Genomic DNA, 15,358 nt, shown 5'->3' with positions numbered 1-15,358 from the left:
CATAAGTCCAATTAGTGGTCCGAGGGAGTCGTCGCATGTACCGTTGGTTAGCCGAGAGTCTTGGAAACGTCAGCGTCAAACGTAAGCTTGGAATCGGTTTCGGCCTGGTGCTGCTGCTGACCCTGTTGATCACCTTCACCGGCTGGACCGGCATGAGCGGGATCATCAGCCGAGGCGACAAGCTCGGCTTCATCTCCAGCCTCAACGAGCTGACCAAGGACCTGCGCCTGGCGCGTCTGGACTATGAAGCCCGCCGTGGCGAACAGGGCCCCGGTGCGGTCAACGACCTGCTCGGCAAACTCGACGCCGGCCTGCAAAGCGCCCGCGGCATGATCGAGCAACCGTCCGACGTGGCCATGATCGATCAGCAACTGGCAGCGGTCGCCGAGTACAAACGCGCCTTTGGCGACATGACCCAGGCCACCGTGCAGCGTGAAGACGCCCGCAGCAAACTCGGCGCCAGCGCCGATAACGCCGTGGCCAAGGTCAGCGAAGTCGAGAAATCCCTGTTGCAAGGCGACAGCGTTGCGCAATTCAACAGCGTGATCGAGCTGAGCAAACTGCTGCAGCAGGCGCGCTATCAGGTGCGCGGCTACACCTACAGCGGCAAGGCCGAAGCCGAACAACCGGCGCTGGATGCCATCGCCGCCGCCCTGAACAATCTGGAAAGCCTGCCGAGCAAACTGCCCGAGCAACACATCGCCAACCTGCAGCAGGCCACCGAATCGCTCAAGGCTTACCGCGCCGCCGTCAGCCAGTTCCGCGACTCCCAGGTGAACAACGCCAAAGCGCTGGCTCGCATGTCGGCCCAAGGCGACATCCTGCTCGACGTCAGCAAGAAACTCACCGAATCCCAGACCATCGTCCGCGACACCGATGCCGCGCACGCCAAAAACATGCTGATGATCGCCACCGTGCTGGCCCTGGCCTTCGGTCTGCTCGCGGCCTGGGCGATCACCCGGCAGATCATCATTCCGCTGGAACAGACCCTGAAAGTCGCCGAACGCGTGGCCGCCGGTGACCTGACCCACAATCTGGTGTCCCTGCGCCGCGATGAACTTGGTCAACTGCAACGCTCGATGCAGAGCATGACCCAGGGCCTGCGCGAATTGATCGGTGGCATCAGCGACGGCGTGACCCAGATCGCCAGCGCCGCCGAAGAGTTGTCCGCGGTGACCGAGCAGACCAGCGCCGGGGTCAACAATCAGAAAATCGAGACCGACCAGGTCGCCACCGCCATGAACGAAATGGCCGCCACCGTGCAGGAAGTCGCACGCAACGCCGAGGAAGCTTCGGAAGCAGCGGTCGCTGCTGACCAGCAGGCCCGTGAAGGCGACAAGGTTGTCGGTGAAGCCATCGCCCAGATCGAACGTCTGGCCGCTGAAGTCGGCCACTCCACCGAGGCCATGGGCGAGCTCAAGCGCGAAAGCGACAAGATCGGCAGCGTGCTCGACGTGATCAAGTCCGTGGCCCAGCAAACCAACCTGCTGGCCCTCAACGCCGCCATCGAGGCCGCTCGTGCCGGTGAAGCCGGTCGCGGCTTTGCGGTGGTTGCCGACGAAGTCCGCAGCCTCGCCCAGCGCACCCAGAAGTCCACGGAAGAGATCGAAGAACTGATCGTCGGCCTGCAGAACGGCACCCAGCAAGTGGCGACGATCATGGACAACAGCCGCACCCTGACCGACAGCAGTGTCGAGCTGACCCGGCGTGCCGGTGGTTCGCTGGAAAGCATCACTCGCACCGTTTCGGCGATTCAGGCGATGAACCAGCAGATCGCCGCAGCGGCCGAGCAACAGAGCGCCGTGGCCGAAGAGATCAACCGTAGCGTGCTGAACGTGCGGGATGTCTCGGACCAGACCTCGGCGGCCAGTGAAGAGACGGCGGCCTCCAGCGTCGAGCTGGCGCGTTTGGGCACTCACCTGCAAACACTGGTGGGCCGGTTCAAGGTGTAAGTGGACGCCAGATCGTTCCCACGCTCCGCGTGGGAATGCATCCTGTGACGCTCCGCGTCACGCTTGCGAAGGGACGCAGAGCGTCCTGGGCGGCATTCCCACGCAGACGGTTCGACGCCTCGACGTGGGAACGATCAGTGATAAAAAAACGCAGCCAATGGCTGCGTTTTTTTGCCCTGCGTTTAGAGGACTTGCCGCAGGAACGCCTGGGCTCGCGGATCCTTCGGCGCATCGAAGAACTCGGCCGGCGAGGCGTCTTCCAGCAGTTTGCCGTGATCGAAGAACAGCACCCGATCCGCCACTTCCCGGGCAAAACCCATTTCGTGGGTCACGCAGACCATGGTCATGCCTTCCACAGCCAGGTTTTTCATCACGTCCAGCACTTCGCCGACCATTTCCGGGTCGAGGGCCGAGGTCGGTTCGTCGAACAGCATGACCTTGGGGTCCATCGCCAGCGCCCGGGCAATCGCCACGCGCTGCTGCTGACCGCCGGACAGGCGCGACGGGTATTCGCGGGCCTTCTGGGCGATGCCGACCTTCTCCAGCAATGCCAGAGCCTTGGCTTCGCTTTCCTTCTGGCCGCGCTTGCGTACGACTTTCTGCGCCAGGCACAGGTTCTCCAGCACGGTCATGTGCGGGAACAGATTGAAATGCTGGAACACCATGCCGACTTCGCGGCGGTAGGCGTTGACGTCGGTTTTCGGGTCGGCCAGTTGCAGGCCGTCGATGCTCACCGAGCCGGAATCGAATTCTTCCAGACCATTAAGGCAACGCAGGAAGGTCGACTTGCCGGAACCGGACGGACCGATCACCACCAGCACTTCGCCCTTGGCCACGGAGGTGCTGACGTTATCCACCGCGCGCACCACTTGCCCACGGGTGTCGAAGACTTTTACCAGATCGCGGACTTCAATCACTTTGCGCGAGCCTCCGCTCAAGCCGGCTGGCGATTTTCGACAGCGGTAGGTTGATCAACAGGTACAGGCCGGCGACGCAGAACAGGATCTCGAACGGCGAGAACGACGTGGTGATGACTTCCCGGCCGCTTTTCAGCAGCTCGGTGATGGCGATCACCGACACCAGCGAAGTGTCTTTGACCAGACTGATGAACTGCCCGGCCAGCGGCGGCAGCACGCGTTTGAACGCCTGCGGCAGCACCACATGACGCATCGACTGACCGGCACTCAGGCCGAGCGAACGCGCCGCTTCGTTCTGGCCGCGGGCAATCGACTGCACACCGGAACGGATGATTTCCGCCACGTAGGCGCCGGTGAACAACGACAGCGCGGCAATCCCGGCGAACTCCCGGGACAGGTTCATCACCGTGCCGATGAAGAAATAGAAAATGAAGATCTGCACCAGCAGCGGCGTGCCGCGCACCAGTTCGACATAGATCGTCGACAGGTCGCGCAGGGTCGGGTTGCTCGACAGCCGGCACAGCCCGGTGGCCAGACCGATCAGCAGACCCAGCACACCGGACACCACCGACAGCCAAAGCGTGGTCCACAGGCCCCACAGCAGCGGACCCGCCGCCCAATGCCGCGTCACGCCCACGACGTCGCCTTCGGCCACATCGTCGCCCTGAGCGAATTGCAGGCTGTTTTCGTCGACGGTCAGGTGCTGCTCGTCACCGGCATCATTGCGCAGGGTGACCTGCGCGCTGCCGCCCTTGCGAACCAGTTCGCTGACGGTGGAAATATCGGTCGCGCGCTGGGTTTCCTCGGCCTGATAGGCGAAGTACTGCGGCACACGGTTCCAGCGCCATTCGTAGGACATCAGCGACGTGGCGTAATACAACGCGCCGGCCAGGCCGACCAGCACCAGCACGGTCAGGACGTGCCAGGGCCATTGGGCTTTTTTCTGTTTCATTGAATGTTTCTCTGAGTCGCTCGTTCCCACGCTCTGCGTGGGAATGCATCCTGTGACGCTCTGCGTCACGCTTGCGAAGGGACGCGGAGCGTCCCGGGCGGCGTTCCCACGCAAAGCGTGGGAACGATCAGCGAGCGGGTGTTATTCCATGTCCTTGAGCCACTCGGTGCTCTTGAACCACTTGTCATGGATGCGATCGTAGGTGCCGTCTTCGTGGATCTGGTGCAGGAAGTTGTTGATGAAGTTGAGGCTGTCGTAGTCACCCTTCTTCAGACCGAAGGCCAGTGGCTCGTAGGTGAACGGCTTGTCGAGGAACACCAGTTTGCCGGCGCCGACCTTGTTCACCGCGACCACGTTGTACGGCGCGTCGTAGATGAAGGCATCAGCCTTGCCGTTGACCACGTCGAGCACGGCTTCCTGCTCGTTGTCGTAGCCGTGGTACTTGGCTTTGGAGATCAGCTTCTTGGCGACCATCTCGCCGGTGGTGCCGAGCTTGGAGGTGATGCGGTAGTCGGCGGTGTTCAGGTCTTTGTAGGACTTGATGGTGCCTTCCAGTTCCTTGCGGATCAGCAGGGTCTGGCCGACCACGATGAACGGTTCGCTGAAGTTCAGGCGCAGGTTGCGTTCCTGGGTCAGGGTCATGCCGCTGCCGATCATGTCGAACTTGTCGGTCATCAGCGCCGGGATGATCCCGTCGTAGCCGGTGGAGACCAGCTCCAGCTTGACGCCCATGGCCTTGGTCATGGCTTTGAGGATGTCGACTTCGAAACCGATGATTTCGCCGCGCTTGTTGGTCATTTCGAACGGCATGTAGGTCGGATCCATGCCGACCTTCAACGAGCCACGCTTGACCGCGTCGTCGATTGCGCCGGCCTGCGCCGCATTGACTGCAACCAGTGCCGTGACGCCGACCAGCAGCATCGACAGATACTTCTTCATCTTCAAGTCCCCAAAACCATTGCGTTTGCGGCGCGAAAACCGACAGAAATGGACAAGATTGTCCGGGTGCGCCAATTCGGGGACGGATGCTAACGCACTCGTCCGTTTGCACAAGGTTTTTTGATCGGTTGGTGCCGGATGGGACGCAGAGCGTCCCGGGCTGCATTCCCACGCAGAGCGTGGGAACGAGTGATCCGAGACGGTAATCGGCAGGCAAAAAAAAACCCCGCTTTCGCGGGGGGTTCTTCATCAGGCCGGTTGCGCCTGCAAGCTCACAGGCTTGAGCGGCAGCAGCGGCGCATGGGGATCGGCTTTCACCGAAGCCCGCCAGGCGTCCAGCCACTCGGCGTGGCCTTCGGCCCACACCTGCTCGTGCAGACGGGCCAGGGCCACCGGATCGCTCAGCAGTTGCAGGCGATCATGGTTGTTCAGCCCGGCCGGGCCGACCTTGATCGCGTGACGCACACGTTCCTGGCGCAGCCATTCGATCGGCTCGGCCTGACCGTGACGCGAGGTCGCCAGCGAGCACGCCAGGGCGTTCTGCTGTGGATCGACCACCGCGCGGATGAAGCCGTCATTCAGTGCGTGCCAGCGGTTTTCGTGGGTGTACTGATCGGTGGCCAGCAGCGCCTGTGGCGGATTGTATTCCTCGGGGATGAGGAACAGGCTCTCGTCACGGGATTTGAGGCCCAGACCGACGCGGCTGGAAATCACCGACACCGGAATCGACAGCATCAGCGAACCGACGATCGGCACCAGCCACCACAGGAAGCTCGGGTTCAGCCAGATCACCAGCAGTGCCCAGAAGAAGCCCAGCAGGGTCTGCGGACCGTGACGCTTGACCGCTTCGCTCCATGGCGTCGAGTCGTCGTCACGCTGCGGCGAGTTCCAGGTCGCGGCCCAGCCGAGGAACGCGGCCAGAACGAAACGGGTGTGGAAAATCATCCGCACCGGCGCCAGCAGCATGGAGAACAGCATCTCCAGCAGCATCGACAGGGTCACCTTGAACTTGCCACCGAACTCTTTCGCGCCCTTGGCCCAGATCAGGATGATGCTCAACAGCTTCGGCAGGAACAGCAGCACGATGGTCGTCGAGAACAGCGCGATCGCCTTGTCCGGGTGCCATTGCGGCCACAGCGGATAGAGCTGACGCGGTTCGAGGAAGTACTGCGGCTCCATCAGCGTGTTCACCGCCAGCAGCGCGGTCGACAGCACGAGGAAGAAGAACCACAACGGCGCCGACAGGTAAGACATCACGCCGGTCAGGAACACCGCGCGGTGCACCGGGTGCATGCCTTTGACCAGGAACAGACGGAAGTTCATCAGGTTGCCGTGGCACCAGCGACGGTCACGCTTGAGCTCGTCGAGCAGGTTCGGCGGCAGTTCTTCGTAGCTGCCCGGCAGATCGTAGGCAATCCACACGCCCCAGCCGGCGCGGCGCATCAGCGCCGCTTCAACGAAGTCGTGAGAGAGAATCGCACCGGAGAACGCCCCTTTGCCCGGCAACGGCGCCAGGGCGCAGTGGTCGATGAACGGCTTCATGCGGATGATCGCGTTGTGACCCCAGTAGTGGGATTCACCCAGCTGCCAGAAGTGCAGGCCGGCGGTGAACAGCGGACCGTACACGCGAGTGGCGAACTGCTGCATGCGTGCATACAGCGTGTCCATGCCCGAAGCGCGCGGCGCGGTCTGGATGATGCCGGCGTCCGGCGTGGCCTCCATCAGGCGCACCAGACTGGTCAGGCACTCGCCGCTCATCACAGAGTCGGCGTCGAGCACGACCATGTACTTGTAGTCACCGCCCCAGCGACGGCAGAAGTCGTCGAGGTTGCCGCTCTTGCGTTTGACGCGACGGCGACGGCGGCGATAGAAGATCTTGCCGAAACCCTTGGCTTCGCGGCAGACGTCCAGCCAGGCCTGCTGCTCGGCAACGCAGATGTCGGTGTCGTTACTGTCGCTGAGGACGAAGAAGTCGAAACGGTCCAGGTCACCGGTAGCGGCGACCGACTCGAACGTCGCGCGCAGACCGGCGAACACCCGAGGCACGTCTTCGTTGCAGATCGGCATCACCAGTGCGGTGCGCGCGTCTTTCGGAATCGGCTCGTTGCCGGCACTTTTACCGGAGATCCGGTATTTATCGTGGCCGGTGAGCAATTCGAGGAAGCCCATCAGCGCGGTCCAGAAACCGGCCGACACCCAGCAGAACAGAATCCCGAACATGATCAGGATGCTGGTTTGCAGCGCATACGGCAGCACTTGCGTGGCGGTTTGCAGCAGCGGTTGATGCAGGACTTCTTCCAGATCGACGAACGACCAGCCCTGGTACGGCATGATGCCTTTCATGTACCAGCCGGCGACGATGGTCTGACCCAGCATCAGCACCAGCAGAATGTAGCGACGGATCGAACCGACCGTACGCCAGCGCGCCGCCGGCAGCACGTTGGCGTCCTTCGGCGGTTGCGGCGGGTTGGTGCGGCCGGTCAGGCGACGCCAGCCACGCACCAGGATGTTGGTGCGCCACGGCTCCGGCACGACCTTGGTCCGACGGATCGGCGGCGTGGCCTTCATGCTGACCCGGCCGCTGGCGTCGAGCACCAGCATTTCCGCGTCTTGCAGCTCTTCGGCGGTGCTCAGGATCAGGCGCTTGCCCACCGAAGCCTGGGCGGCTTCGGTCGGTGCGTCAAAGGTCTTGGACGACAGGCGTTCATGCAATTCGCTGAAGGACTGGCAGCCCGCGAGTTCCGCGCGCTGCTCGTCGGTCATCGGCAGATGCGCCAGGTACTCGGACAGAGTCTCTGGCTGTACTTGAGAGTTACTCATCGGCAGGCAACTGATAGCTCCAGGTCTCGGTCAGGACTTCTTCAGTCGGTGCCGATTCCGGTGTGGCTGGGGCCGCGTCCGCAGCGGCTGGCTGCTTGGCGTCTTTGTTGGCCTTATCCTTGGCATCTGCAACCGGCTTGGCGTCGGGCTGTTTGGCCTCGGCGGCCTTGGCTTCCTTGTCGGCTTTCTCTTGTTGCTTGGCGGCAACCTTGTCGGCTTTGGCTACCGACGAATTGGACGTCGGTACCGAAGACTTGGCCAGATCAGCGGTCACCACTGGCTGCACCAGGGCTGCGCGCATCTCGGTGGACTTGCTCGGGTCCTTGATCTTCATCCGCAGGGTCAGGCGCCAGCCTTTGGTTTCCGGGTTGTAGCGCACGCTGTTTTCGACCAGTTCGGCGTTGTCGCCGACGCTGACCTGGCTGCGAACGTCCGCATCTGGAGCCAAAGCGGCCAGAGACGGGCCTTCGAAGTCGACCAGGTAGGCAACGCTGCCATCCGGCTGACGGATCAGGTTCGATTGCTTGACGTCACCGGTCGAACGCAGGGTCTGGTTGACCCAGGCGCTGTCCGGCGCGTGCAGCGCGGCCTCGTCGATGGTCCAGTGCATACGGTAGGCGAAGTCCAGCGGCTGGCCAGGCTCCGGCAGTTTTTCCGGGTTCCAGAACGCAACGATGTTGTCGTTGGTTTCGTCCGCAGTCGGGATCTCGACCAGATCAACGGTGCCCTTGCCCCAGTCGCCCTTCGGCTCGATCCAGGCGCTTGGGCGCTTGTCGTAGCGGTCGTCGAGGTCTTCGTAGTGGCTGAAATCACGGCCACGTTGCAGCAGACCGAAACCACGCGGGTTCTCGACGCTGAACTGGCTCACGGCCAGATGTTTAGGGTTGTTCAGAGGGCGCCAGATCCACTCGCCGTTGCCGGCATGGATCGACAGACCGCTGGAGTCGTGCAGTTCGCGACGGTAGTTGAGCACTTTCGACGGCTGGTTGGCGCCGAACAGGAACATGCTGGTCAGCGGCGCGATGCCGAGCTTGCCGACCTTGTCACGCAGGTACATCTGGCCCTTCACGTCGACAATAGTGTCGCTGCCCGGACGCAGGATCAGACGGTAGGCGCCGGTCGCACGAGGCGAATCCAGCAGGGCGAAGATCACCAGGTGTTTGTCACCCGGCTTCGGCTGCTGAATCCAGAACTCGCGAAAACGCGGGAATTCTTCGCCGGACGGCAAAGCGGTATCGATTGCCAGACCACGGGCCGACAGACCGTAGGTGTGACCCTTGCCGACGACGCGGAAGTAGCTCGCGCCCAGCATGGTCATGATTTCGTCTTGCTTGTCCGCCTTGTTGATCGGGTACAGCACACGGAAACCGGCGTAGCCCAGTTGTTCGGTGGCCTTCGGATCGAACTGCAGGTCGCCGAAATCGAAACGGCTCGGATCGTATTTGATCTCTTCGACGGTGTTCGCGGTGATTTCGTTGATTTTCACCGGCGTATCGAAGTGCATGCCCTGGTGATAGAAGGACAGCTTGAACGGGGTCTTCTGGTCGGCCCATTCGGCTTTTTCGGTGCGGAAACGAATCTTCTGATAGTCCGCGAATTTCATTTCACGGAATTCGTTCGGCAGGTTGCTGCGCGGGGCTTCGAACTTCTGCCCGGCCAGCTCTTTGGCCTTGGCCGACACATCGTCAAGATTGAATGCCCAAAGCTGGCCGGCGCTGAGCAGGCAGAGTACTGCCGAGCCCGCTACCAGAGCGCTGCGCAAGCGTTTGGCAGACAATTTTGCTGCATTACAGGGACTAACAATCACGAGCAACCCTCGCCGAAAACAGATCAATAAACCAACGGCCAGATGAAGTGCCTGTGAGGGATTCGGTACAAAAAAACCGACCTTTCAGGACACCCTTGCCAAGTTGGCGAGCATTGTTCCGACTCCGCTGGGTCAAAATGATTCCCCAATCGGATCCGGACAAGTCTCTACCTAAGTCAAAATGGACCAACGAACGCTGATCCCCGTAGCGCGCGATTATCTAGTAGCCCGCGTGACAACGCATCAGGGGTAACAAAGTATTTATCGCGAAAATTCCCTGTTTTCAGTCGAAAAGCCCTTAAAAAGTTGTTTCAAGCACTTTCATGTCTGTAACAGGAAGGTTACCGGGCCATCGTTGACCAGGTGCACCTGCATATCCGCGCCGAATCTACCTGATGCCACTGTGCCATGCATCTGTTTCGCTTTGCTTAATAGATAGTCGAATAATTCTTCGCCCAGCGCCGGAGGGGCAGCGGTCGAGAAACTCGGGCGCAACCCGCTTTTGGTGTCGGCAGCGAGGGTGAACTGAGAGACCAGCAGCAACCCGCCGCCCACATCCGCCAGGGACAGATTCATCTTGCCCTCGGCGTCACTGAACACTCGATAGTTAAGCAGCTTATGCAGAAGTTTGTCGGCGCTGGCCGGCGTGTCGTCGGGTTCTACCGCCACCAGCACCAGCAAACCCTGATCGACACTGCCAACCACCTCACCCGCCACTTCGACTCGCGCGCCTTTCACGCGCTGTAAAAGACCCTTCATGCTTCTTCGGGCGGCAGGTCGAGCAGACGACGGGCCATTTTGCTGGCGGCGCGCACCAGTGCATCGGTGATGCCCGGTTCCGAGGCAGCGTGGCCGGCATCGCGGATCACCTGCAGCTCGCTGTTCGGCCAGGCCTGATGCAGTTCCCAGGCGTTGTCGAGCGGGCAGATCACGTCGTAGCGGCCGTGGATGATCACGCCCGGCAGATGGGCGATCTTGCCCATGTCGCGAATCAGCTGGTTCGGCTCAAGGAACGCGTTGTTGGTGAAGTAGTGGCATTCGATCCGCGCAATCGACAAGGCACGCTGCGGCTCGGAGAAACGGTCGACCACCAGCGGGTTCGGACGCAGGGTCGCGGTGCGCCCTTCCCAGGTCGACCAGGCCTTGGCCGCGTGCATCTGGGCGATCTGGTCGTTGCCGGTCAGGCGTTTGTGGAACGCGCTGAGCAGGTCGTCGCGCTCGTCCAGCGGGATCGGCGCGAGGTAGTCCTGCCAGTAATCGGGGAACAGACGGCTGGCGCCGGCCTGGTAGAACCATTCGATTTCCTGCGGACGGCAGAGAAAGATCCCGCGCAGGATCAGGCCATGTACGCGCTCCGGATGGGTCTGCGCGTAGGCCAGCGCCAGGGTCGAACCCCAGGAGCCGCCGAACAGCACCCATTTGTCGATGCCCAGGTGTTTGCGGATGCGCTCGAGGTCTTCGACCAGATCCCAGGTGGTGTTGTTTTCCAGACTGGCGTGGGGCGTGGAGCGACCGCAGCCGCGCTGGTCGAAGGTGACAATGCGATACAGGTTCGGATCGAAGTAGCGGCGACTCTGGGCGTCGCACCCGGCGCCGGGACCTCCGTGGATGAACACCACCGGCAAACCTTCCGGTGAACCGCTTTCGTCGACGTACAGCGTATGGGTGTCATCGACGGCCAGATCGTGCCGTGCGTGAGGTTTGATCTGCGGAAACAAAGTCTGCATTGCGCGCTCCGTAAGGGGTCGAGGTCATCCCTGAGGGGACTTCTATTATTCTGCCGTCCGGCATCATAAACCCGATTTACGTCAATGAGCATGCCCGTGCGCTGTCACATTTTGTCAGCCATGAACCCCAGCAGGTTCTCAAAGAGACGATCGACCTCGGCGACCTGATGCCGCGCTCGCAGGCAGCCATGAACCAGCCCTTCGCCGTAATACAGCGCCGCGTCGACGCCCGCCGCATTCAGCCGTTCGGCGTAGCACACGCCGTCGTCACGCAGCGGATCGAACTGCGCCACGGCGATCCAGGCCGGTGGCAAACCGCTGAAGTCCCCGGCCAGCAACGGCATAGCATAGGCGTTCGGCTTCGCGGTGCCGCGCAGATACAAGGCGTGATAGCAATCGACATCGCTGCTGGCGAGCAACGGCGCATCGGCGCATTCGCTGCGTGACGCTAACTGTGCGTCGCCTCCCAGCCCCGGATAGATCAAGACCTGCGCGCCCGGCAGCGGCTCGCCGGCATCGCGTAGCGCCAGGCACAGCGCCGCCGCCAGATTGCCGCCGGCGCTGTCGCCCGCCACCAGCATCCGTCCGGGATCGAACCAGAACGGTCCGCTGCGCAACGCGCGCCAGACGCTCAGGCAATCCTCGAAACCGGCCGGGAACGGGTGCTCCGGCGCCAGCCGGTAATCCACCGCCACCACCATCGCCCCGAGCGCCATGGCCAACTCGCAGCAGATGAAGTCATGGGAATCCAGCCCGCCGACCACCCAACCGCCGCCATGCAGATACAACACGCACGGCCAGCCACTGGCCGATGGCCGGACAGGCGGGCGATACGAGCGCACCGCCACCCCGCTCAACTGGAAATCCACCACCTCCAGACCCGCCGGCCGCTCGGGCGTGAAGGCGCGGCACATGGCGTCGTAGGATTTGCGCAATCCGCCGAGGCTGCTGTCATCGCTGGCGAAGCTTTCGGTTCTGGCGACGAACGCCGCCATCGACGGCGAGAGTGGATAGGTACTCATCAGTTTTTCAGGCTGGCCTGAACCGTGGCCACGCCGTCCTTGCCATCGAAACTGCTGACACCCGCCAGCCAGCGTTGCAGGTCTTCGGGATGCTCACGCAGCCAGGTCTTCGCCACTTCCTGCGGCGTCTTGCGCTCCATGATCGGCACCATCAACTGGCTTTCCTGGGCGGCGGTGAAGGTCAGGTTTTCCAGCAGTCGATGAACGTTCGGGCAGCGCTCGGCGTAGTCCGGCGCGGTGACGGTGGAAACGGTGGCGGCGCCTTCGTTGGGGCCGTAGACGTCTTCACTGCCGGTCAGGTAGGTGATTTTCATGTTGATGTTCATCGGATGCGGGGTCCATCCCACGAACACCACGAACTCCTTGCGGTTCACCGCCCGCTGCACGGCGGCGAGCATGCCGGCCTCACCGGATTCGACGATCTTGAAATCCTTCAGGCCGAAATGGTTGGTTTCGATCATGGTCTTGATCGTGGTGTTGGCGCCACTGCCGGGCTCGATGCCGTAAATCTTGCCGCCGAGCTGATCCTTGAATTTCGCGATGTCGCCGAAGGTTTTCAGGCCTGCCGCCGCGACATAATCCGGAACCGCCAGCGTTGCCTGGGCGTCGGCCAGGCTGGGTTTGTCCATGACCTTGACCTGATTGGCGGCGAGGAACGGCGCAATATTCTTGTCCATCGCCGGTTTCCAGTAGCCGAGGAAGATATCCAGACGCTTGTCGCGGATGCCGGCGAAGATGATTTGCTGCACGGCGCTGGTCTGTTTGCTTTCGTAGCCGAGGCCGTTGAGCAGCACGTCGGCCATGCCGCTGGTGGCGATCACGTCGGTCCAGTTGACGACGCCCATGCGCACGGTTTTGCAGGAAGCATCATCGGAAGCCATGGCGCCGGCGCTGAGCAGCGCACTGCCGGTCAGGATTAACGCACAACGAGTGAACAGTCTTTTCATGTGGGATCGTCTCGTGCGGCAGCGGGTTATTGTTCGGATCGGTGTCTTCTTGCACCGTGGCCGAAACATTACGCAGCAGACGAGCGGGAAAAGCGAACTGTGGCGACCGGGATTTGCACGGTGGCGACTTCTCCCGATCGTTCCCACGCTCCGCGTGGGAATGCAGCCCGTGACGCTCCGCGTCACTGGACGCGGAGCGTCCCTTGAGGCATTCCCACGCAGAGCGTGGGAACGATCACAGCTGACTCAGTTGTAGTGGTTTTTGCCCCAGGCGAGCAGCCCTTGCAGCAATTCCTTCAGCACCACCCGTGTCGGCTCCGCCAGATCGGCGCGGTAGCGGAACGGTTCGAACTCTTCCATGTAGGTGCACTGGCCCAGCTCCAGTTGCACAGCGTGGATGTTTTCCGCCGGGTTGCCGTAGTGACGGGTGATGTGGCCGCCCTTGAAGCGCCCGTTCAGCACATGGCTGTAAGCGTCGTGGCGGGCGCAGATCGCTTCCAGTTGCGTGGCCAACTGCGGATCGCAACTGGCGCCGTTGAAAGTGCCGAGGTTGAAGTCCGGCAGCTTGCCGTCGAACAGGTGCGGGATGATCGAGCGGATCGAATGCGCATCGAACAGCAACGCGTAACCGAACTCGGCCTTCAACCGCGCCAGCTCCTCCTGCAAGGTGCGGTGATACGGCGTCCAGATCTGCTCCAGATAGGTCGCACGCTCTTCTTTCGACGGCTCCTGGCCTGCCTTGAACAACGGAATGCCATCGAACAGCGTCGCCGGGTACAGCCCGGTGGTGGCGCCGGCGTACAGCGGTTTGTCGTCGGACGGCCGGTTCAGGTCGATGACGAACCGCGAGTACTCGGCCGCCAGAGTGCTGGCGCCCAGTTCGGCGGCGAAATCGTAGAGCTGCGGAATGTGCCAGTCGGTGTCCGGCAGGCTTTTCGCGTCCGGGATCAACCCGGCCTCGACCGCCGGGGTCAGGCGTACGCCGGCGTGGGGCATGCTGATCAGCAGCGGCACGCGACCTTGTTTGAAGTTCAGAACCTTATCCACAACCGCTCTCCTACAGACTTGATTCAACGCCGTGACGCACGACGCGTTTGTCCAGTTCACCACCGAGCCAGTACGCCAGATCCGCCGGGCGGTCGATCTGCCAGGCGACAAAATCGGCGACCTTGCCGACTTCCAGCGAACCGTGGGTCTCGGCCATGCCCAGGGCTTGTGCCGCATGAATCGTAGCGCCGGCCAGCGCTTCCTCCGGGGTCATGCGGAAGCAGGTGCAGGCCATGTTCAGCATCAGGCGCAACGACAGCGCCGGCGAGGTGCCGGGGTTTAGGTCGCTGGCGATGGCGATTTTCACTTTGTGTTTGCGCAGGGCTTCCATCGGCGGCAACTGGGTTTCGCGCAGGAAGTAGAACGCGCCCGGCAACAACACCGCGACGGTGTCGGATTCGGCCATGGCGATGGCGTCGGCTTCGTCCATGAACTCCAGGTGATCGGCGGACAATGCGTGATAACGCGCGGCCAGGCTGGAGCCGTGCAGCGACGACAATTGCTCGGCGTGCAGCTTCACCGGCAGATTGAGTTTTTGCGCGGTAATGAACACCCGCTCGACCTGCTCAGGGGAGAACGCCAGGTATTCGCAGAACGCATCCACCGCATCGACCAGGCCTTCGGCAGCCAGCGCGGGCAGCATCTCGGCACAGATGTGATCGATGTAATCGTCGGCGCGGTACTTGTATTCCGGCGGCAAGGCGTGGGCGGCCAGGCAGGTGCTGCGCACGCTGATCGGCAGCTCGGCGGCGAGGCGACGGATGACCCGCAAAATCTTGCGCTCGCTGGCCAGATCGAGGCCGTAGCCGGATTTCATTTCGACCGTGGTCACGCCGTCGCGCATCAGGCTTTTCAGGCGCTTGGCGGCGCTGGCGAACAGCTCGTCTTCCGAGGCTTCGCGCGTGGCCCGCACAGTGCTGGCGATGCCGCCGCCGGCCGCTGCGATTTCGGCATAGCTGACGCCTTGCAGGCGCTTCTCGAACTCGCCGCTGCGGTTGCCGCCGAACACGGTGTGGGTGTGGCAGTCGATCAGGCCGGGAGTGACCCAAGCGCCTTGCAGGTCATTGACCGCCGGGTATTCGCCTGACGGCAATTGGCTGCGCGGGCCGATCCACTCGATGAGTGCACCGGACGTCACGATGGCCGCATCCTCGATGATCGAGTAGACGCCTTGCGCCATGGTTGCGACGTGGCAGTGTTGCCAGAGGGTTTTCATCCCAAGTCCTCG

At 62.3% G+C, this 15,358-nt stretch carries 12 protein-coding genes and 1 pseudogene; 2 read left to right on the top strand and 11 right to left on the bottom strand.

The annotated features are described in order from the left end of the window. Positions 1–35: 35 nt before the first annotated feature. Positions 36–1,097, top strand: a pseudogene (locus tag ACM6JM_RS04740) (methyl-accepting chemotaxis protein); the annotation flags it as partial. Further along, positions 1,080–1,952, top strand: coding sequence for a methyl-accepting chemotaxis protein (locus ACM6JM_RS04735; protein WP_371850981.1), 873 nt, complete (start codon positions 1,080–1,082; stop codon positions 1,950–1,952). The pseudogene ACM6JM_RS04740 and the gene ACM6JM_RS04735, both read left to right, overlap by 18 nt. A gap of 182 nt (positions 1,953–2,134) precedes the next feature. On the opposite strand, the gene ACM6JM_RS04730 is transcribed toward ACM6JM_RS04735, so the two are convergent. The 11 genes from ACM6JM_RS04730 to hutI all read right to left on the bottom strand — a co-directional run bounded on the left by ACM6JM_RS04730 (position 2,135) and on the right by hutI (position 15,346). Then, on the bottom strand, positions 2,135–2,869 hold the full coding sequence (locus ACM6JM_RS04730) for an amino acid ABC transporter ATP-binding protein (protein WP_064592877.1): 735 nt from the start codon (positions 2,867–2,869) through the stop codon (positions 2,135–2,137). Then, on the bottom strand, positions 2,862–3,821 hold the full coding sequence (locus ACM6JM_RS04725; RefSeq protein WP_007952431.1) for an amino acid ABC transporter permease: 960 nt from the start codon (positions 3,819–3,821) through the stop codon (positions 2,862–2,864). Before ACM6JM_RS04725 ends, ACM6JM_RS04730 begins: the two co-directional genes overlap by 8 nt. A 141-nt stretch (positions 3,822–3,962) precedes the next feature. Beyond that, positions 3,963–4,760, bottom strand: a complete 798-nt coding sequence (locus ACM6JM_RS04720) for a transporter substrate-binding domain-containing protein (protein ID WP_011332057.1) — start codon at positions 4,758–4,760, stop codon at positions 3,963–3,965. A gap of 249 nt (positions 4,761–5,009) precedes the next feature. Then, positions 5,010–7,580: a glucans biosynthesis glucosyltransferase MdoH gene (mdoH, locus tag ACM6JM_RS04715; protein WP_039764737.1), complete on the bottom strand. Its 2,571-nt coding sequence runs from the start codon at positions 7,578–7,580 to the stop codon at positions 5,010–5,012. Further along, complete coding sequence (locus tag ACM6JM_RS04710; RefSeq protein ID WP_414881391.1) at positions 7,573–9,387, bottom strand: glucan biosynthesis protein G; 1,815 nt, start codon at positions 9,385–9,387, stop codon at positions 7,573–7,575. The genes mdoH and ACM6JM_RS04710 overlap by 8 nt, the downstream gene beginning before the upstream one ends. 321 nt (positions 9,388–9,708) lie before the next feature. Next, positions 9,709–10,146, bottom strand: a complete 438-nt coding sequence (gene dtd / locus ACM6JM_RS04705; protein ID WP_064592873.1) for a D-aminoacyl-tRNA deacylase — start codon at positions 10,144–10,146, stop codon at positions 9,709–9,711. Continuing rightward, positions 10,143–11,114: a prolyl aminopeptidase gene (pip, locus tag ACM6JM_RS04700; protein WP_007952436.1), complete on the bottom strand. Its 972-nt coding sequence runs from the start codon at positions 11,112–11,114 to the stop codon at positions 10,143–10,145. The genes dtd and pip overlap by 4 nt, the downstream gene beginning before the upstream one ends. A 104-nt stretch (positions 11,115–11,218) precedes the next feature. Next, a complete protein-coding gene (locus ACM6JM_RS04695; RefSeq protein ID WP_414881390.1) occupies positions 11,219–12,136 on the bottom strand; it encodes an alpha/beta hydrolase in 918 nt (305 codons plus the stop codon). After that, positions 12,136–13,083 (bottom strand): choline ABC transporter substrate-binding protein, encoded by a 948-nt coding sequence (locus ACM6JM_RS04690; RefSeq protein ID WP_064592869.1) that lies wholly within the window; start codon positions 13,081–13,083, stop codon positions 12,136–12,138. The genes ACM6JM_RS04695 and ACM6JM_RS04690 overlap by 1 nt, the downstream gene beginning before the upstream one ends. A gap of 246 nt (positions 13,084–13,329) precedes the next feature. Continuing rightward, positions 13,330–14,130 carry an N-formylglutamate deformylase gene (hutG, locus tag ACM6JM_RS04685; protein ID WP_039764730.1) on the bottom strand — a complete coding sequence of 267 codons (801 nt, stop codon included), beginning with the start codon at positions 14,128–14,130 and terminating at the stop codon, positions 13,330–13,332. 10 nt (positions 14,131–14,140) lie between these two features. Beyond that, positions 14,141–15,346, bottom strand: a complete 1,206-nt coding sequence (gene hutI / locus ACM6JM_RS04680; RefSeq protein WP_414881389.1) for an imidazolonepropionase — start codon at positions 15,344–15,346, stop codon at positions 14,141–14,143. Between the last annotated feature and the right edge of the window lie 12 nt (positions 15,347–15,358).

Origin of the sequence: Pseudomonas sp. IT-P2, from assembly GCF_949767575.1 — a bacterium.
In the GTDB taxonomy this organism is placed as follows: Bacteria; Pseudomonadota; Gammaproteobacteria; order Pseudomonadales; family Pseudomonadaceae; genus Aquipseudomonas; species Aquipseudomonas pharyngis.
The sequence above is the reverse complement of the archived record's forward strand: the minus strand, read 5'-3'. Positions and strand labels throughout refer to the sequence as shown.